Here is a 19,712-nt window from a genome sequence, read left to right as displayed (position 1 = left end):
ATACGATCTGTTTTTAGTATTACTTTTTGATCAGGCTAATAATAAACAACAAAATCCATGCGCCTCCGGCGGCTATAACAATCTGCCAAAGCAATCCGCCTCCGCCAATGCCAAGTTTAGGAGCCAGCCATCCTCCGAAGATTCCGCCAATGATACCAACAACGATATTGCCAAGAAGGCCGAAACCGCCGCCTTTCCATAATTGACCAGCTAACCAGCCTGAGATTGCTCCGATAAGTAAGAAATATAAAAACTCCATAGTTTATTTTTTAAGCGTTATGTAATAGTTGATTTGTTTGTTTTTGATTCTTCAGAATGCTTTTGTAATTCCATGTGCATCCGCCAATGATACCAACAACAATATTACCAGGAAGGTCCGAAACCGCCTGAGATTGGTCCGATAAGTAAGAAATAGAAAAATTCCATAATTTATGTTTTAAGGGTTAATAGTTGATTTGTTTATTTTTGATTCTTCAGAATGATTTTGTAATAGATTTTTATAGATAAATCCGCCTAAGACAGCACCTAAAACAGGAGCAACCCAGAACAGCCAGACCTGAGATAGGGGTTCGCCACCCACAAAAAGAGCCTGAGATAAAGATCTCGCGGGATTTACGGAAGTATTGGTAATGGGGATACTGATTAAGTGAATAACGGTTAGCGTGAGGCCTATTACAATTCCGCAAAAATTACTGTTTGCAAACTTGTCTGTAGCACCCATAATGATAAGGATGAAAAATAAAGTCAGTACAAATTCGGCTATAAAGGCAGATTGTAAGGTATATCCATCAGGAGAAAAAGCTCCAAATCCGTTTGAGGCAAAAGCCCCTGCTTTGGTGCTGTCAATTACAAAACCAGCTTTTCCGGATGCTATAGTATATAATGTTCCTGCTGCCGCTATGGCTCCAACGCATTGTGCTATAATATAAGGTATAAGATCTTTGACAGGAAATTTACCTCCGGCCCAAAGGCCAAATGATACAGCAGGGTTGAAATGCCCGCCGGAGATGTGTCCGACTGCATAGGCCATTGCCAGAACGGTCAGTCCAAATGCAAGTGCAACACCTGCAAATCCAATGCCTAATTCGGGAAATCCGGCAGCAAAAATGGCGCTTCCACAACCTCCAAAAACCAGCCAATATGTTCCGAAGAACTCAGCAAATAATTTTTTCATGATAAAATAATTTTAATTAATAGTTGATTGTTAATGAGTGTATTGGTATGCCCATAAAATCAATACAATCTGTAAGGGCAAACGTATTAATAAAATAAATTTTAATAGAGAAAAGCCTCCCTTTTTCTTTTGAAACATATACAGATTAGCAGGAAAAACAGCAATTAACAAAGCTATAATTCCCCAGGCTGCATAAGGCGTAAAAAAAGGAAGCGTCAGCAGAATGCCCAGAATGATTTCGGCAACTCCGCTCAACATATTTAATAATTTGGGATTTGGAAAAAAGGGAGGAATGATTCTGATGTACATTCCCGGATTTTTAAAATGATTGATTCCGGCAATTATATAAAGAAAAGCCATTACATATAAATGCCACGGTAAATTCATGATAGTATAGTTTATCACGAATTTATAAAAAAATTAACAAATAATATATTATTAAGTTCGTTTTTTTAGAACTATACAATATAAGTTAATTTTTACGCTTAAAATTTACGTTCATTATAATGATTGCCAGAATGATGAGGAGAATTCCAACCCATTGCAGAAAAATTACTTTTTCGTCTAATAAAACGTAGGCCATCATTACAGAAACCGGAAGTTCCAGTGCAGAGACAATACTTCCCAAGCCAATTCCGGTTAGCGGAAAACCAATATTCATCAACATAGGCGGGATGATAGTTCCGAATAAGGACAATACAATTCCCCATTTCAGGAAAATAGCAAGATTGAAGGGAGTCACCTGAGTGAAAAAAGCAAATGTAAATACAATTATTGCCCCACCCAAAAGCATATACAAGCTGCGTTGTGCCGATGAAATTTCGGTAGCCACGCGATTTGCAGTAAACATGGTAGTGGTAAAAGAAGCAGCAGCCATAATTCCCCATGCAAGGCCTCTCCAGTCCAGTGCGATATCGTTATGGATGATGTTGGTGGCCAGAACAGTTCCGACTAAAACAATACATACGGCGATCACCTTTTGTTTGGAAGGTAATTTTTTTTCTAAAATCATTTCAAGCAAAACACCCATCCAGACCGTCTGCATCAGTAACACAATACCAATGGAAACCGGAATAAATTTTACAGCTAAATAATAGAAGATACTGGTCATACCTAATGAAGTACCAGCCAGCATCAGGTTAAATATATTTTTGGGAGTAGCTTTTACTACGTTGTCTTTGTGTTTTATTTTCTGAAAGGCATTGATCAGTAAAATACCTATAATTCCAAGTACAAATTGAGAGGTTGTTACTTCGGCAGTTGTATATCCTTCTGAATAGGCCATTTTTACAAAAGTGGCTAACATTCCGTAAGTTGTAGCTCCTAAAGCAACAAAAAAGACTCCTTTTAATACATTATTTTGTAACATCCTAACTCATTTAGTTTTAAAAATTCAAGCCGGCAAAGGTAAGATATTTTGTTTAGGATTTAATATAAAATCTGGAAAAACCTTGTTATAGTGATAGTGTGAAGGTATAATTTGAGGTTTAAATTATTGATTTGGCAGGAAATAGCAGATTGCTTAACCGCAAGGAATGCAAGGTTATAAAGCGCAGAGTTCGTAAGGATTTGTGAAATAATTTGAAGGAACTTTTTTCAACGAAATTTGTGTGAAACTTGATCATTTTTTTGATTTTCACACACTTTCTGTGTGAAATTTTATTTTTTATTTCAGTTTCACACAGAAAGTGTGTGAAACTTACTTTTTATTTTCGTTTTCACACAAAAAAAGAGACTTTTTTGAAGTCTCTTTGCCATTTTCTCGGTGCTTTTATAAAGGTTATTTATCCTTTAAAATTTTTTCTAAATACTCATTTTTATCTTTTTCCGCCTGAACCAAACGCTCGTAAAGTTCAATGACCTTGTCAAGGGGATTGAAAGTGCAATAATTACCAAAGTAACCATGACTCTTATTGAAAGTATTAAAATAATTAAACACTCCTTCTTCCGAAAAGTTTTTAATTGCTTCTACACTTACACCCAAAGCTTTTGCCACTTCAATCAACTTTTCTTCATCAACTGTTTCGCTGTTTTCCAAAATAGAAACAGCCTGCTGATTGGTTCCTAAAGCCTGCGCTAATGCTTCCTGTTTCATGTCTTTCAGTTCGCGAATACGGCTGATTTTTCGGCCGATATGATTTGGTTTTGTTGCTGTGCTCATAGTTCAAAGATAATAATTATGAATAAAAAAATACAAGTTAGGTAAAAAACAAATTTGCTGCGGGTTTATATTAGAAATGCTCCCAATAATATTCCTTGGTATTAGAGCGCAAGATATAAATAAAATACGATTTTTCTTTCAATTTAAATTAAAAAATTAAACCCTAAAACAACGGAGAGATTGCAATAAAAAAACCACCAGAAAATAAATCCTGATGGTTTGGTATGAAAATTCAGTGTGCAATAATTACTTTACAGGCTGAGCGTTATACGTTTCGATTTCGAAAACCAAAGTGGCGTTTGGCGGAATTACACCTCCTGCACCTTTTTCTCCGTAGGCTAAATTTGCAGGAAGAAAGAATATGGCTTTTTCGCCATCGGTCATCATGTCTAAGGCTTCAATAAAACCAGGAATCATTCCGTCTTTTTTACCTACTACAAAAGGAAAAGCCTGATATCCTTTCTGAGCATCTCTGTTGGCATCATATTTACCATACGCTTTTGCTACATTGGCAATGCTGCTGTCAAAAAGATTTCCATCTTCAAAATAACCGGCATAGTGAAAGTAAATGTTAGATCCTTCCGGTAATTTTGTACCGGATCCTTTTTGTGTAATTTTATATTTTAAGCCTGATGCGGTTGCAGTGGCAGTTGCTTTAGTGCTTGCAAAGTAAGCTGCTTTTTCAGTAACTACTTTTTTACTTTCCGCTTTTTTAGCTTCTCCTTTTTTGGCATCATCGCTGATCACTTTTAAAGCGTCAAATTTCTTTGCCGCTGCACCTTTACGGGTAATCGTGATTTTGGTCATGATATCATCCTGAACAATCTTATTTACGACATCCATTCCTGAAACCACATGGCCGAAAATAGTATGTTTACCATTTAACCACGGTGTATCTTTATGTGTGATGAAAAACTGACTTCCGTTTGTAGCCGGACCTGAATTGGCCATGGCTAAAACGCCTCCTTTTTCAAATTTTAATTCCGGTACGAATTCATCTTTAAAAGAATAACCCGGCCCACCTGAACCGTTTCCGTCAGGATCACCACCCTGAATCATAAAGTCATTGATTACTCTGTGAAATTTAAGTCCGTCATAAAATGGTTTTCCTTTCAGTTTCTCCACTTTTACATTAGGATTTTTACCTTCTGCCAAAGAGATAAAGTTAGCCACCGTTACAGGAGCTTTTACGTATTCCAAAGACAAAACGATATCGCCTTTGGTGGTAGAAATGGTTGCAAAAATCCCTTCCGCAGGATTTATGGTTTTAGTAACTGCTTTAGCTGTAGTTGATTTTCCGGCCGGTTTTTTTGCCGTGGTCTTCTTTGTTGTTTGCGCCTGAATGTTTAGTACTGCAAGGCAGAATAAGAATAGAAATTTAAATTTCATTGCGTTTCGAATTTAAGTCTATGTTAATTATTGTGGTTTCTCTAATAATTGAATTTCGAAAATGATATTCGCGTTTGGCGGAATAACTGCTCCGGCTCCCGCTTCTCCATAAGCTAAGTGCGATGGAATGAAAAGAACCGCTTTGTCACCAAAAGAAAGTTTCTCGATCCCTTCAATAAATCCGGGAATCATACCGTCTTTACGACCAGCCTGAAATGGAATTGGCTGATATGCTTTGGCTTCGGCTCTTGCCTGATCAAATTTTCCAAAAGTCTTGGCAACATCTTCAATACTCGTATCAAATAAAGTTCCGTCTTCCAGGAATCCTGCATAATGAATGTATAATTGAGTTCCGGTTGCCGGTTTTTTACCTGCCCCTTTTTCAGTAATTACATATTCTAAACCACTGCTTGTTTTGGTAGCTTTTGGTTTTAAGGAAGCATAATAGGCTACTTTTTCTTTTTGAACTCCTGCAAACTTCCCTTTTTCTTTTGCTATTTCAGAAAAATAGTCGTGAAATACTTTTACAGCATCAAACTTTTTAGCGGCTTCACCATTTCTGATAATCGTTACCGATACAATGTTGTCACCTTGCACTACTTTGTTTACTACTTCCATTCCTTTATCGACTACATGACCGAAAATAGTATGTTTTCCGTCTAACCAGGGTGTTTCAACATGAGTAATAAAAAACTGGCTGCTATTTGTTCCGGGACCGTTATTGGCCATGGCTAATACGCCGCCTTTATCAAATTTTAAATCAGTAATTTCATCTTTAAATTTGTATCCTGTATCACCGGAACCTGTTCCTAAAGGATCACCGCTCTGAATCATAAAATCTTCAATAACCCTGTGAAATTTCAATCCGTTATAGAAGGGTTTGTTTTTAAGATCTTCGTTCGTTACAAATTCACTTTTACCTTCAGCCAGTGTTACAAAATTGGCAACTGTAACGGGAGCTTTTTTATAATCCAGTTCAACAATAATACTTCCTTTATTCGTTTCAATTTCGGCATACAGACCATCCGGAAGGTCACTGTGTTTGTCTTTACAAGAATAAAACGAGGTAGCGGCTAATAATAATATTAAAATACTCTTTTTCATTTTTTTAAATGTTGTTTTATGGGTTTAAAGTGTCTTTTTTAGTTTGAACTGCCGGCTTTGTAGCTGCCGGTTTTGAAGTTGGTGTTCCCGGAACGGCTGTCTTAGGTGCTTCTTCGGGAACAAAATTGCGAAGGGTAACCGTACAGATCAGGGATTCATTGGTTCCTATTTTATTATTGTCTCCGTGATAACCATATGCAATATGAGATGGAAATAAAAAGTTTACGGTTTCGTTTTTGTGCATCAGTTTAATACCGTCACGTAATCCCATCATGATCTCTTGTTTGTCGACATGGTAGGTTTGCGGGCCCAGTTCGGCTTCTGCATAAATAACTTTGCCTTTGATGTCTTTTACTTCTAAATTATAATAAGCGATATCGCCTCTTTTCGGTTTTAAAGTATCAGTCAGATTTTGTTCTTCATAAGAATACCAGTATCCTTTCTGCGACGCAAAATACTTTATTTTCGGATTGCTTTTGATGATGTTTTTAATGACATCTTCTTCACTCGCAACCAGTTTTTTATTCCGGTCAGCCGATTTTTTCATGAAGGTTCCCGAAGCTCTTGAAATAGGTCTTCTGGCTTCTTCATGATGTTTACAGCCAACACATAAAACAGCAAACAGCAGGGCAGAAATGCTTAGTTTTAAGTAGTTCATAGTAGGTTATATTTTTAGTTTAGTTACTAAATCTTCAAACTTTTTAATGGTTTCTTCCATTGAAACTTCCGATCTTCCGCCGGCGGCATTGGTATGTCCTCCACCGTTAAAATGATCTCTTGCAAACTGATTCACATCAAATCCTCCTTGTGAACGGAAGGAAATTTTGATGATTTTCTCGTCTTTATTTTCTATAAAAATAGCAGTAAAATCAATTCCTTTTATACTTAATCCGTAATTAACGATTCCTTCGGTATCGCCTTTTATATAATTAAAGGCATCCAGTTCGCTTTGAGTCAGTGTTGTATAAGAAGTTTTATGCTCTTCAAATACTTTCATATTCTGTAATGCACGACCTAATAATTGTAAACGGCTGTAGGAGCTGTTATCAAATAATAAAATGGGAATTTCCGTATTTTCGACGCCTAAATCTATTAAATCAGCCACAATACGATGCGTATTTCCGGTTGTTTTCGGAAATCGGAAAGAACCTGAATCGGTTAATATTCCCGTATAAATACACGTTGCAATGGTTTTGTCTAAATCTTCTTTTTTGCCTAAAAACGAAATGAAATTGTAAACCATTTCGCAGGTAGAACCAAACGAAGTGTCGGAATACATGTAGGTGGCATAATCATCAGGTTTCTGATGATGATCAATCATAATAAAAGGAGCTTTTAGCTTTGCTAAAGTATGTTCCATTTCTCCGGTACGGTGAAAAGCATTAAAATCAAGTGTAAATATTATTTCAGCTTCTTCTAATATTTTAGTACAGTTTTCGGTGTCTTTTTCAAATATTTTTACGGTTTCGGAACCTGGCAGCCAGGCCAGAAAATCAGGAAAATCATTAGGTGCAATCACCGTTGGCAGGTGGTTGTTTTTTAATAAAAAATGGTATAAACCTAAGGTAGAGCCCATAGCATCACCGTCAGGACCTCTATGCGGAATTATAGCGATTTTCTTTGGGGTTGCGAGTAACAATTGTATCGCCTGAATATCTTGTATTTTCATAGTGTGCGAATTTACATTTTTTTAATGTAAACCTGAAAACATTTTCGAGATTAACACAGTTTTATAAAGTTATGAGTTATGGGTTATGAGTTATGAGTTTTTATTCTGGAATTTGGAATTTTATTCCGGGAATTTAAATTAATACACGGATGAAACAGGCTCGCTAAAGCAAAATGCGGATTTATTCGGTTTTTTTTAGTTCTGGAGGAACGATTTATTTTGTAGTAACATATTTTAATCCGTTGAAAATATGTATTTGGAATTTGGATTTTAAAAATTGGAATTTAATTTTCGATACAGTTTATACTTAGCACCTTTTACGATTTGAGATTTATAAATTCCTACAGAACCGGAAGAAAAGTAAGCGATACTACAGGCAATCGCGATAAAAAGTCCGGGTTGCATGCCGAATAATTCTAATCCCATAATGGTACAGGCGATAGGAGTGTGGGTAGCTCCTGAAAATACGGCTACAAAACCCATTCCGGCGAGAAGCGCAATTGGCATAGGTACAACAAGTGATAAAGCGCTTCCTAAAGTAGCACCGACAAAAAATAACGGAGTTACTTCACCGCCTTTAAAACCCGCACCCAACGTAAAACCGGTAAATAAAATTTTCAGTAAAAAGTCATACCACGGATTTACATTCGAAAAAGAATCCACAATAACAGGAACGCCCAGTCCGGAGAATTTTGTGAATCCGAAACCTGCAATGGCAATGGCTAAAATAATTCCTCCCACAAACGGACGCAACGGCGGGAATTTTATATATTTTGAAAAAAGGGAACCCCAAAAATGAGTCGTTCTGGAAAACAATAAGGCAGCAAATCCGAACAATACGCTTATTACGATGGTATAAGAAAGGTTGGTCAGATTGATTTCAGGGACTTCAGGAATGCTGTAATGGGTATGTTTAACCTGCCAGAATTCAACCGTAAAATAACCGGAATAGGCAACTAAAAAAGACAGAAAAACACTTTTTAAATTGATTCGACTAAAATAAACAACCTCCAGGGCAAAAATGGCACCTGCCAGCGGTGTTCCGAAAACAGAGGCGAATCCCGCGCTGATTCCGAGGATAATTAAAATTTTCCGTTCCGAATTATCGAACTTAAAAAGCGTTGTAAACTGATCGGCAATGGCGCCTCCCATTTGTACTGCCGTGCCTTCACGACCTGCAGAACCTCCAAATAAATGGGTGATTAAGGTTCCTAAAAGAACCAAAGGAGCCATTTTAAACGGAATTGTTTTTTTAGGATTTTCGTATTCTTCCAACAATAGGTTATTGCCTTTTACGACAGATTCGCCCCAATAATGATAACTCAAACCTACAAGTAATCCGCCCAGGGGCAATAGCCATACAATCCAATCGTGGTGGATTCTAAATTGTGTAACCCATTCCAGAGCAACCAGAAAAAATGCTGAGGCAGATCCGGACAAAACACCAATCAAAAGGCAAATGAGAATCCATTTGAATAGTGTGAAAAGTATTTGTTTTGGGTTTTGAAAGTCCATTAATAAGTTCGGAAAGGTTTTTAGCCACGAATTTCACTAATTTTCACGAATTAGATCGTTAATAATACAGAAAAATGAAATAATCGTTTTAATCCCTTAATCAGTGGCAAAAAAAAATTAGCAAAATTAGTGAAATTAGTGGCAAAAAAACTTATTGCACAACAGCTGTAAATTCAATTTCAACTAAATATTCAGGAGCAACCAATTTGCTGATTTCATAAAAACCCGTTGTAGGTTTAACATCCTTAAAAAAGAAAGAGTGCGCTCTTGCTACCTCTTCAAAAGTTGTAATGTCAGTGGTGAAAATCCGGGTTCTGATAACATCTTTCATTCCAACATTCAAATCTTGCAAAACTTTTTCAACACGTTCCAGGATATTGTAGGTCTGCGCATAGGCATCGTCGGCTTTTACTTTTTCACCGTCAACAATCGCAACAGTTCCCGAAACTTCAATGATATTGCCAATTCGTACGGCACGACAATATCCCATTTTGTCCTCCCAGGGAGATCCTGTTAAGATGTTTTCTCTTTTCATTTCTTCTGTTTTATCGAATTTGTTTATTTTTTTTAAATCAAATTCGGGTTAGTTAATTTCGCTGCAATTTATAAAATATACGGTTGACAAAACCAATTATTCATTTGAAATCCCGCAGAAAATCATTCTTTTTTGTGATATTATGATTCATCGGATTTTTTATGGTTCAATTTGATGCTGCTCATAAAGACGAAGTTTGTTTTGAGCAGCAGTAAGGTTTTGCTGTAATACTTCGATTTTGTTTAACAGGTTGGCAATCGCATCAATCCCTTCCAGATTAATTTTAAGATCATAATGCAGGCGAATCATTTTTTCGACAGCAGGCAGTTGTTCCGGCTGCAGGTATTCGTCTTCTTCGAGCATGATGATCTGTACTAAACCATAATTGTGCAGCTCGGTTATAAAGGTATTTTCAATTTCGTGGTATACACAAAACTGTTTTATTTGAATTAAGTCTTTACTATTCATGATTTCTTAATTTAGCTAATTCTTGGAATAATTCTTTTTCTTTTGCGGACAAGTTCGTTGGAATTTTTAAAGTATACGTAATGTACAAATCTCCAAACTGATTGTCTTTTTTATACACCGGAAACCCTTTTCCTTTCAGTTTTACTTTGGTTCCGGGCTGGGTTTCGGCGGGTACTTTTATTTTTACTTTTCCATCAAAAGTAGTCACATGAATTTCTCCGCCTAAAATTGCCGTATATAAATCCAGATCGGCATCTGCATACAAATTATGGCCTTCCCGTTTGAAATCGGAATTGTTATCGATTGAAAAAGTAAGGTATAAATCTCCATTCGGTCCACCGTTTACACCGGGAGCCCCATGATTTGGAATTTTTATAATCTGTCCGTTTTCGACTCCGGCAGGAATGGTGATCCTGATGTTTTTACCATTAACGGTAAGGTTTTGTTTGTGCGTCGTATACGCAGAAGCAAGGTCCAGTTGTAATTCGGCATTGAAATCCTGGCCTCTGTATTTCGCCTGACTTCTCGAACTTCTTCCCGAAGAACCGTACATGGAATTAAAGAAATCAGAAAAATCGCCATCTGAGAAATCTCCTCCGCCAAAATCAGTATAACTTTGACTGCCTTGCTGTTGTCTTGAAGATTGCTGTTGATTAGGGTCGTAGCCTGCTTTTTCAAATTCGTCAGCATGTTTCCAGTCTTTGCCGTATTTGTCGTATTTCTTTCGATTTTCAGGATTACTTAAAACTTCATTGGCTTCATTTATTTCCTTGAATTTCTTCTCCGCCTCTTTATCATTCGGATTCAAATCAGGATGATATTTACGGGCTGCTTTTCGATAGGCTTTTTTTATTTCGGCTTCAGTGGCAGTTTTTGTAATTTCTAAGATCTTGTAGTAGTTTATATAATCCATTTTTCCGGTTTTTACTAAATGAAAATTAAAATACTGAAGTTAGGAATAAGTTACTAATTATCAAAACGCTATATTTCTGAAATGTAGAATTTCGTAAAACTTTAAAAATGGGTTTTAATTTCTGGCAGGTTTTTTGTTTTCCAAAAATTAGCCTAATATATTGTTATAAAACTCTTAAAGTTGTAGCGCCTGTTTAAATTATGCTATTTTTGTGAAGCTATACTTTAATTCTGTAATAATTATAAATGCCCATTCGATAATACTTTTTCAATGAAGCACATTTTATTTTTCATACTATTTTTTACTGCTATAACAGTATCCGCCCAAACTGAATTTAGTACAAAATTCAAGGCCATTCCGGCCCCTAAATTTAGCTCAAAACCTAAAAAACTTTCCATTCCGGAAGTTAAAGATCCAAAAGCTAACACTTCAGATATTCCAAGTATCAAAACACCCAATGTTTTTGATAACACCACTATAACTCAAAAATCCAAACTTCAGATAGGAGAGCAGAAAAGTACTTTTACAATGTCTACGGAAACTGATTTTGCTAATCCGGGAGACCGCTACGTTGCGAAAATGGAAAAAGATCTTGATAAAGCCTTAAAAGCGGAAGGACTTAGAGAAGGCAGGGGGGAATTGGTCAAGAAAAATATTTCTTTAGGTGATTTCAAAACCAAGTCGAATTTCTTTATAGTGAAATTCCGTGATTTTGGGGCTATTGATGGCGATTTGGTAAAGGTTTCCAATAATAATACGGTGGTTAGAAATCAGGTATTATTAGATTCCGAATTTCAGGAAGTAAAAATTAACCTGGCACCCGGTTTTAATAAATTGGATTTCGAAGCCTTAAATATTGGTGCATTAGGTGGAAATACTGCTGAAATCCGCGTTTATGATGACAAAGGTGTTTTAATCACAAATGATTACTGGAACAATCTTGCAGCCGGTTTCAAAGCTTCAATCGTAGTGACGAAAGAGTAATTCTTATTCAGATTCTGAGTTGCTAAGGTGCTGAGGAACTAATGTTTTTTGGAGCTCAAAAATCTCAGAATCTTAGTAACTCAGCACCTCAGAATCTTTTTAGAAAAATTAAAACGGATCAGCAGTAACATTAAACTTCATATCTGCCTTTACCGTTACATCTCTTGTAAGTGTTTCTTTTAACGTAACTTTTGTTCTGATTTTATATTTATCAGCTTTGATGTATTGATCTAATCGGGCATCTGTGCTAATCAGATCAATCGTATTACTGGTTGAATTAATATTATCCTGATAGGCCAATTCTATTTCATCTGAATCAGTTGTCGAGATATATAAATGAATCGATTTTAAAAACGTAAATGTTTCTCCCTCAGGATCTGTAATTGTCAATTTTAGCGATTTTAATTTTACATCTTTTACCAGACTCGCCTGAGTATTGTTGTTTTTAAATTCAGCTGAGGAATTTGTAGTCACATCGGGTGTTATAATTTCCGACGGTAAATTAATAGGTGAAGTACTTTTTATCTGAATTGACGCATTATTCGAAATGGTAAAAGTCAGTAAATCATCAACAGCATTACAAGATGTTAAAAATAAACACAGGAAAAAAGAAAAGGCAATTAATTTTGATTTCATAATATGGGTTTTGTATAAATACGATTTTTTGAGGGATTTGGTTTTTTCTTTCAAGGTACAAAGCTACAAAGCTACAAAGGTACAAAGTTTCAAAGATGTAAGGGAAAAATAATGTATCTCTATTTTCACACCTTTGCATCTTTGTACCTCTGAGCCTTTGCAGCTAAAATCAGAACACTGAAAAAAAATTTTTTTTTTCAGTGTTCTGATTTTTCAAATTCGAATATAAAAAGTATTTTTGCGCATGCAACACAACGTACTTATTTTAGATTTCGGATCGCAATATACACAGCTTATTGCGCGTAGAGTTCGCGAATTAAATATATTCTGCGAAATTTTCCCTTACAATCACTTTCCTAGTGATTTATCACCTTATAAAGCCGTAATTTTAGGAGGAAGCCCTTTTTCTGTTCGTGCAGAAGATGCGCCACATCCTGATTTATCTCAAATTCGAGGTAAACTTCCTATGCTGGCAGTTTGTTACGGAGCACAATATTTAGCACACTTTAGTGGCGGAGAAGTTGCGGCTTCAAACACCAGAGAATACGGCAGGGCTAATTTATCCTATATTAAAGAGGATGAAGTTTTCTTTAACGGAGTTTCAGAAAACAGTCAGGTTTGGATGAGTCACAGCGATAGTATCAAGGCTTTGCCAACCAATGCGGTAAAATTAGCAAGCACGCATGACGTAGAATATGCAGCTTACAAAATTGAAGGCGAGACTACGTATGCGATTCAGTATCACCCGGAGGTTTTCCATTCTACGGATGGATCAAAAATGCTGGAGAACTTTTTAGTAAACATTGCCGAAGTGCCTCAAAACTTTACACCAGGTGCTTTCGTAGAAGAAATGGTAGGAGAATTGAAAGAGAAATTAGGGAATGATAAAGTTGTTTTAGGATTGTCCGGAGGAGTAGATTCTACTGTAGCCGCAGTTTTATTACACCAGGCTATCGGTAAAAACCTATACTGTATCTTCGTAAATAACGGATTGCTTCGTAAAAACGAATTCCAAAACGTACTGGATCAGTACAAAGGAATGGGATTGAACGTAAAAGGAGTAGATGCCGGAGATCGTTTCTTAGGTGAATTAGCCGGAATCAGTGATCCTGAAACCAAACGTAAAACAATCGGACGTGTATTTATTGAAGTTTTTGATGATGAATCACATTTAATAGAAGACGTAAAATGGCTGGCGCAGGGAACTATTTACCCTGATGTAATCGAATCGGTTTCTGTAAAAGGACCATCGGCAACGATTAAATCACACCACAATGTGGGCGGATTGCCGGATTATATGAAATTAAAAATTGTAGAACCGCTTCGAATGTTGTTTAAAGACGAAGTTCGCAGAGTGGGTGCTACTTTAGGAATAGATCCTGAGTTGTTAGGCAGACACCCTTTCCCGGGACCAGGATTATCGATCAGAATTTTAGGGGATATTACTCCGGAGAAAGTTCAAATACTACAAGATGTTGATGCTGTCTTTATCGACGGATTAAAATCATGGGGATTATACGACAAAGTTTGGCAGGCAGGAGCAATTCTGCTTCCGGTAAACAGTGTTGGTGTGATGGGCGATGAGCGTACGTACGAAAAAGTAGTAGCGCTTAGAGCAGTTGAATCTACAGATGGTATGACTGCTGACTGGGTTCATTTACCTTATGATTTCTTAATGAAAGTCTCAAACGACATTATAAACAAAGTAAAAGGCGTGAATCGTGTGGTTTACGATATAAGTTCAAAACCACCCGCAACAATTGAATGGGAATAGTACTATTTTTCAAATTAAGGCGTTACATTTGTAACGCCTTAATTTTTATAACCTACTATTTATGAGAGAACTTTTAACGATTTCTCTTGTCTTTATTTTGTCTTTTAACAGAATAACTGCGCAAGATTCAATTATTGAACACAAAATTCAAAAAGGAGAAACTGCTTATTTTATTGCCCAGAAATATAAGGTCTCTGTTGAAGAAATTTACAAACTCAACCCCGAATCGCAGAACGGAATCAAAGACAATCAAATTATTAAGATTCCCGTTCACTCCGCAGAACAGCAAAAATCAAACCCGCAAATTACCCATATTGTTGGTCCAAAAGAAACACTGTTCGGTTTATCGAAACAATATAATGTTTCGGTTGAAGCGCTTCAGAATGCCAACCCAATTCTTGCCGGCGGACTTCAGATCGGTCAGGAATTAAGTATCCCGCAGCATACTGCCAATCTTCCTAAAACTGAAATTTCAGCTTCTTCAAAAGTAACCCACGAGGTAGTGGCCAAAGAATCTTTATTCAGTATTGCGAGACAATATAATGTTTCGGTTCAGGATCTGGAAAATCTGAATAAAGAGCTGCTTCAAAACGGATTGCAGATTGGTCAGACCATTTCAATTCCAAACAAAAGAAAAACATTAGACGGAAGAGTTCGTGTCATCAATCAGGAAACTGTTTTTCATGTGGTGGAACCCAAAGAAACCAAATTTTCGATTGCCAAAAAATACGGCATTTCAATTGAGCAACTGGAATCTCAAAACCCTGAAATCGTAAACGGATTAATTGTCGGCAATAAACTGGCCATTAATACAAAGGAAGTTAAACCAACAAACGAGAGGGAAGAACTGATGCTGGCGCTGGCGGAAAAACAAGTTGTAGTTGAAAAAGGAAAAGCCAAAACCGTTGAACTGGAAGATTTAAAAGACCGATTGGTTATTCAGAAAGAAATGAATCAGAAGATTATAAAGATCAATGCTCTGAAAGTCAATCTGAATGATATGAATGGTTCCAAAGAGAATTCGGTTGAAAAATTACGATTGGTTCTGGAAGCCAATAAAAATGTTCAGGATATTTTAATGGCCAAATTAGATTCGTTAGTCAACACGATGAACAATGATTTAGTAGAATTAAAAAGAATGGATGTTTTGAATGTGGATGAATCCAAACGATTAGAAAAAAAATCGTATGAAAGCATCAGCAAAACCAGTGATTTGTCTTCCCAACTCAAGAAAGAACTGGCTGAAAACCGAAAAGCTTATGCCGGTTTAATGAACAAAGTAGAGCGAATTGCAGTCGAGGAAAATCAGGAATACAAGAAGAAAATCCGCGAAAGCGAAAAGAATAATAATGTCACTTCCCTGCAACAGCGTCTTTCGCTTGACGAAATAAAAAGGTACAAAATCGAGCAGGAACAAGGCGATGCGCAAAATCAATTGTTAATTGCTAAAATTGATTCTCTGGATACACAGAAAACCATCGAAATCAAACGCCATATCAGTAAGGCATCTTATTACAGTATGGAAGCCAGAAAATTTGATGATAAAGTGGCTTTGATGAAATTAAAAAAATACCAGGACGAAGCGATTAAAAATCAAAAAACAGATCCGGATGCCACTTCAAAATTGGTTTCGCCGGAAGAAATGAAACGCGAACTGAAAGAAAATCCGTTTAAAAATGAAAAGAATGTCAAGATAGAAGTTTATGATAATCTTAAAGAAGTTTCAAACGGCTATTACTTAGTTTTAGGTATATTTACCGATGCGGTACCAAGGGATAAGCTGATTATGAAACTTATTGATTCTGGTGATTTTAACGCTAGTTTTTTCTTTAATATAAACAGTCTTTCGTACTACGTTTACTCGGATAAGTATCAAAATATGGAAGAAGTTTTATATAAAGGCAAGAAAAATGAAGAAGATGAGTTATATAAGAACATTATTATTGCAAAGGTTGAAATTGATCTGAGATAATAATCGAAAAAATAACAAGTGGACTGAATCTTGCTTTGACAAAAATTAGTAACTTGTTTTTGAATTGAAAATTAATTGTTTTAAGCCCTATTATGAAATATTATTTAGCATTATTATCTCTTGTTTTTTTTACTTGTTCTGCTTTTGCCCAGGAAAAAGTAGTTAAGTATAAAGTTTCAAGTGGAGAAACCATCAATCAGATTGCAGAGAAATTTAAGGTTACGCCTTATGATATTTACTCTTTAAATCCTGATGCGCGAACTGGATTAGTGCCTAATACAGTTTTACTAATTCCAACTGGAGGAAAAGCCAGTGCCGTAAAAAAAGAAGTTGCAGCAACAAAAAATACTGCTTCCGGAAAAGCAACTACACATGAAGTGCAGCCAAAAGAAACACTTTTTGGCATAGAGAAAAAATATGGCATTTCTGATGAAGCATTAAAAGCGGCAAATCCGTTTTTGGTGACTAATGGTTTACAAATAGGTCAGACGCTTACCATTCCTTCAAAAGGAGCGGCCGTAAAAGGTGCTGCATCGACAGCCGGTAAAGCTGTTAAAACTGCTGGTCCTGAAAAGTATGTATATCACGATGTACAAGCAAAAGAAACAAAATATTCAATTGCAAAAGAGTATAAAACGACCGTCGAAGATTTAGAAAAACGCAATCCGGAAATTGTTTCCAGTTTGCCTGTAGGATATCGCGTAACCATTAAAGGAACGGCTCCCAAAACAGATACAACTACTGCTGTTGCTGCCAATGTTTCTAAACCTGCCGAAATTAAAAAAGCGGATGAAGCTGTAAAAAAAGGTACTACTTATATGGACTATCAGGTGAAGCCAAAAGAAACTTTGTACAGTTTGTCCAGAACATTTCAGTTAACGCAGGCAGAATTAACAGAGTTGAATCCGTCACTTTCTGAAGGCGTAAAAGAAGGAATGGTTTTGAAAGTTCCGTCCGGATTCCTGGCACCTGCTCCGATTATTGCCCAGCAACAGCCACAACAGGTTGAAAAACCGGCAGAAAAACCAGTTGATAATTCAGCTTCGGGCGGGATTAAAATTCTTGAAAAAGTAAAATCAGAAACCGTTTCTGCAGATCCGGAAGTGGTGGAACTGACAAAAGTAAGAGGGCAAAACGAGCGTAAAAAACTGGCTTTATTGCTGCCTTTTAATCTGGCAAAAATGCAATCGGATACCATAAGTTCGGCCAATCGAATTAAAAATGATAAGTTTTTGAATATGACGCTTGATTTTTATTCAGGGGCCATGATGGCAATTGACTCGGCAAAAGTCTTGAAATTACCAATTGATGTCAGTATTTTTGATTCGCAGGAAACAAAAAGTACCTCAAATGTTTCTAGTTTAATTTCTCAGAATAAATTACAGGGAGCTAATGCTGTGATCGGCCCGTTTTACCAAAGTAATGCCGAGAGTACAGCGAATTCGCTTCGTTTATACAATATACCTGTGATTTCTCCACTATCAAAAGATACCGCTAACCCAATCGATAACTTGTATCAGACCATTCCAACAAATGATGTGATCAAAAGTGCTGTTTTTGATTATATGCGTTCGAAAAACGGAAACATCGTTGCGGTTGTAGACAAGAAAAAAGAATCGGTGATCAATTACATAAAGCAAAACCAAAAAGGAGTTGTTTTTGCTGCCTTATCGGAAACGGGAGGCTTGGATGTTGCCAATTTAAAAAGCCTTTTGTTGCCTAACAGAATGAATTATGTAGTCATGGAAACCGGTAATACCGCCATGGTGAAAACAACCATAAAAGCTTTGTTAGATGCACAAAAAACGTGTCAGGTGCAGCTGGTGATTTTAGAACCGAACAGTACGCTGGATACAGATGAAATTAGTTTTGAAAGCCTGGTGAAACTGAAATTAATGTACCCATCAGTAACTCGTGAGAGTAATGAGCCAGCAGTATTAATATTTGAAAAAGAATACAGACTGAAAAATAAAGTGAATCCAAATACGTACGCTACCCGTGGTTTTGATGTAACTTTTGATACCATGATGCGTTTGGTTCAGGGAAAAACATATCAGGAAACAACAGATTTAATCACAACAGAACAGGTTGATAATAAATTTCAATACTACAAAAAAGAAGATGGAGGACACGCCAATAAAGGAGTGTACATCTTATATTACGATTCAGACTTAACTTTAAAAGTAGCCAACTAATGACATCAAAAGTAACCTATTTAGGGGATTTAAGAACAAAATCAATTCATGTGCAGTCAGGAAGTGAAATCATTTCTGATGCACCATTAGACAATAACGGAAAAGGAGAAGCATTTTCCCCAACAGATACCGTTGCCAATGCTTTGGCAAGCTGTATGATGACTATTATGGGAATCAAAGCCCGTGATATGGCAATCAATATTAACGACTCAACAGCCGATGTAACTAAAATAATGAATGCTGAACCAAGACGAATTGGTGCTATTGAAATTGTTTTTGAAATGAAAGGTACTGAAGATGAAAAAAACAGAACCATTCTGGAACGTGCTGCTATGACCTGCCCGGTTTTTTTGAGTCTGAATGCAGATATAGAAAAGAAAATTACGTTTAACTGGAAGTAATTTTATAAAATAAAATGGAAAGCCGTCATTATTTTGACGGCTTTTTTTTTGCATTTTTTTAATAGTACTAAAAAATTAACAAAATATTCATACCTAATTTTGGTCAGTAAAAATATAATGTAGTATCTTTGTTTTGCAAAAAAAATGCAGTTTAATGCAAAAATAACGCAATATATTGAAGCTGAAATGAGATTCTGTTTTCAATATTTATTTTGGATTTTTTTTATAGGAGGATAAAAAAAGGTTTTCCAAATTCTGCTTCAAATCAATAATTTTAAATTTTACTGAATTCCTTTTATAAAGATTTTATCTTTGTATAATTCTGCTTGCTAATTTTTTAGCGATGTATTGATGTGAAATTTTGCCAGTGAAAAATAAAATTTTTATTTGAAAATTATAATTAGAAAAGTAAAAAAACTATATCATGTTAAAAAGTAAAATAGACAAAGCGACAGGTTTTGAGAAACGATTCGAAAACATCAATACGGTTGTTTTTGAAAATTCAAATGAAGCTTCAAAAGCAGTAGCCCGGGAAATTGCAGCTTTAATTCAGGCAAAACAAAAAGAAAATAAGCCTTGTATTTTAGGACTTGCAACAGGATCTTCCCCAAAAGGATTATATGCGGAACTCGTTCGTTTGCACAAGGAAGAAGGACTGAGTTTCAAAAATGTCATCAGTTTCAATCTGGATGAATACTATCCGATGCAACCCAATTCCATCAACAGCTATGTTCGTTTTATGAAAGAATTGTTGTTTGACCACGTCGATATTTTACCTGAAAACGCTCATGTTCCGGACGGACTTTTATCAAAAGAACAAAT

The 19,712-nt window shown here is 36.1% G+C and carries 20 protein-coding genes; 6 read left to right on the top strand and 14 right to left on the bottom strand.

Translation table 11 applies throughout. The features are described from left to right. Nucleotides 1–19: 19 nt before the first annotated feature. The 13 genes from EV142_RS11210 to EV142_RS11150 form a co-directional block, all read right to left on the bottom strand. Nucleotides 20–259 (bottom strand): GlsB/YeaQ/YmgE family stress response membrane protein, encoded by a 240-nt coding sequence (locus EV142_RS11210; RefSeq protein ID WP_132035637.1) that lies wholly within the window; start codon nt 257–259, stop codon nt 20–22. Between the two features lie 177 nt (nt 260–436). Further along, nucleotides 437–1,174, bottom strand: a complete 738-nt coding sequence (aqpZ, locus tag EV142_RS11205; protein WP_132035634.1) for an aquaporin Z — start codon at nt 1,172–1,174, stop codon at nt 437–439. Between the two features lie 30 nt (nt 1,175–1,204). After that, the gene (locus EV142_RS11200; protein ID WP_132035631.1) at nt 1,205–1,561 is read right to left on the bottom strand and encodes a DoxX family protein; all 357 of its coding nucleotides are present in this window, start codon (nt 1,559–1,561) and stop codon (nt 1,205–1,207) included. An 85-nt stretch (nt 1,562–1,646) separates the two neighbouring features. Beyond that, complete coding sequence (locus EV142_RS11195; protein ID WP_132035628.1) at nt 1,647–2,543, bottom strand: EamA family transporter; 897 nt, start codon at nt 2,541–2,543, stop codon at nt 1,647–1,649. 411 nt (nt 2,544–2,954) lie between these two features. After that, entirely contained in the window at nt 2,955–3,335 is a 381-nt protein-coding gene (locus EV142_RS11190; protein WP_132035626.1) for a helix-turn-helix domain-containing protein, read from the bottom strand. Between the two features lie 246 nt (nt 3,336–3,581). Then, nucleotides 3,582–4,724, bottom strand: coding sequence for a peptidylprolyl isomerase (locus tag EV142_RS11185; RefSeq protein WP_132035623.1), 1,143 nt, complete (start codon nt 4,722–4,724; stop codon nt 3,582–3,584). A 27-nt stretch (nt 4,725–4,751) separates the two neighbouring features. Beyond that, nucleotides 4,752–5,828, bottom strand: coding sequence for a peptidylprolyl isomerase (locus EV142_RS11180; protein WP_132035620.1), 1,077 nt, complete (start codon nt 5,826–5,828; stop codon nt 4,752–4,754). A gap of 16 nt (nt 5,829–5,844) precedes the next feature. Further along, nucleotides 5,845–6,486, bottom strand: coding sequence for a gliding motility-associated peptidyl-prolyl isomerase GldI (gene gldI / locus EV142_RS11175; protein ID WP_132035617.1), 642 nt, complete (start codon nt 6,484–6,486; stop codon nt 5,845–5,847). Nucleotides 6,487–6,492: 6 nt separating this feature from the next. Next, nucleotides 6,493–7,497: a DHH family phosphoesterase gene (locus tag EV142_RS11170; RefSeq protein ID WP_132035615.1), complete on the bottom strand. Its 1,005-nt coding sequence runs from the start codon at nt 7,495–7,497 to the stop codon at nt 6,493–6,495. Between the two features lie 270 nt (nt 7,498–7,767). Continuing rightward, on the bottom strand, nt 7,768–9,012 hold the full coding sequence (locus EV142_RS11165; RefSeq protein WP_132035613.1) for a chloride channel protein: 1,245 nt from the start codon (nt 9,010–9,012) through the stop codon (nt 7,768–7,770). A gap of 151 nt (nt 9,013–9,163) precedes the next feature. Then, on the bottom strand, nt 9,164–9,547 hold the full coding sequence (locus EV142_RS11160; protein WP_132035610.1) for a RidA family protein: 384 nt from the start codon (nt 9,545–9,547) through the stop codon (nt 9,164–9,166). Nucleotides 9,548–9,706: 159 nt separating this feature from the next. Then, the gene (locus tag EV142_RS11155) at nt 9,707–10,015 is read right to left on the bottom strand and encodes a chaperone modulator CbpM (protein ID WP_132035607.1); all 309 of its coding nucleotides are present in this window, start codon (nt 10,013–10,015) and stop codon (nt 9,707–9,709) included. Then, nucleotides 10,008–10,928, bottom strand: coding sequence for a DnaJ C-terminal domain-containing protein (locus tag EV142_RS11150; protein WP_132035604.1), 921 nt, complete (start codon nt 10,926–10,928; stop codon nt 10,008–10,010). Before EV142_RS11150 ends, EV142_RS11155 begins: the two co-directional genes overlap by 8 nt. 270 nt (nt 10,929–11,198) lie before the next feature. Between EV142_RS11150 and EV142_RS11145 the strand changes: the two genes are divergently transcribed. After that, the gene (locus EV142_RS11145) at nt 11,199–11,912 is read left to right on the top strand and encodes a hypothetical protein (RefSeq protein WP_132035601.1); all 714 of its coding nucleotides are present in this window, start codon (nt 11,199–11,201) and stop codon (nt 11,910–11,912) included. Nucleotides 11,913–12,020: 108 nt separating this feature from the next. Here EV142_RS11145 and EV142_RS11140 read toward each other — a convergent pair whose 3' ends face one another. Then, complete coding sequence (locus EV142_RS11140; RefSeq protein WP_132035598.1) at nt 12,021–12,548, bottom strand: hypothetical protein; 528 nt, start codon at nt 12,546–12,548, stop codon at nt 12,021–12,023. A gap of 244 nt (nt 12,549–12,792) precedes the next feature. Here EV142_RS11140 and guaA point away from each other — a divergent pair, with 244 nt between their 5' ends. The 5 genes from guaA to EV142_RS11115 form a co-directional block, all read left to right on the top strand. Next, nucleotides 12,793–14,322, top strand: coding sequence for a glutamine-hydrolyzing GMP synthase (guaA, locus tag EV142_RS11135; protein ID WP_132035595.1), 1,530 nt, complete (start codon nt 12,793–12,795; stop codon nt 14,320–14,322). A 61-nt stretch (nt 14,323–14,383) separates the two neighbouring features. Beyond that, entirely contained in the window at nt 14,384–16,294 is a 1,911-nt protein-coding gene (locus EV142_RS11130; protein WP_132035593.1) for a lytic transglycosylase, read from the top strand. A gap of 92 nt (nt 16,295–16,386) precedes the next feature. Then, entirely contained in the window at nt 16,387–18,489 is a 2,103-nt protein-coding gene (locus EV142_RS11125) for a PBP1 and LysM peptidoglycan-binding domain-containing protein (RefSeq protein WP_132035590.1), read from the top strand. Then, nucleotides 18,489–18,890: an OsmC family protein gene (locus EV142_RS11120; RefSeq protein ID WP_132035587.1), complete on the top strand. Its 402-nt coding sequence runs from the start codon at nt 18,489–18,491 to the stop codon at nt 18,888–18,890. The genes EV142_RS11125 and EV142_RS11120 overlap by 1 nt, the downstream gene beginning before the upstream one ends. A gap of 424 nt (nt 18,891–19,314) precedes the next feature. Continuing rightward, on the top strand, nt 19,315–19,712 hold a 398-nt coding region (locus EV142_RS11115; protein WP_209443530.1), incomplete at its 3' end, for a 6-phosphogluconolactonase.

The sequence above is a fragment of the Flavobacterium circumlabens genome (genome assembly GCF_004345565.1).
GTDB lineage: Bacteria > Bacteroidota > Bacteroidia > Flavobacteriales > Flavobacteriaceae > Flavobacterium > Flavobacterium circumlabens.
This window is presented reverse-complemented; position numbering and strand designations above follow the sequence as displayed.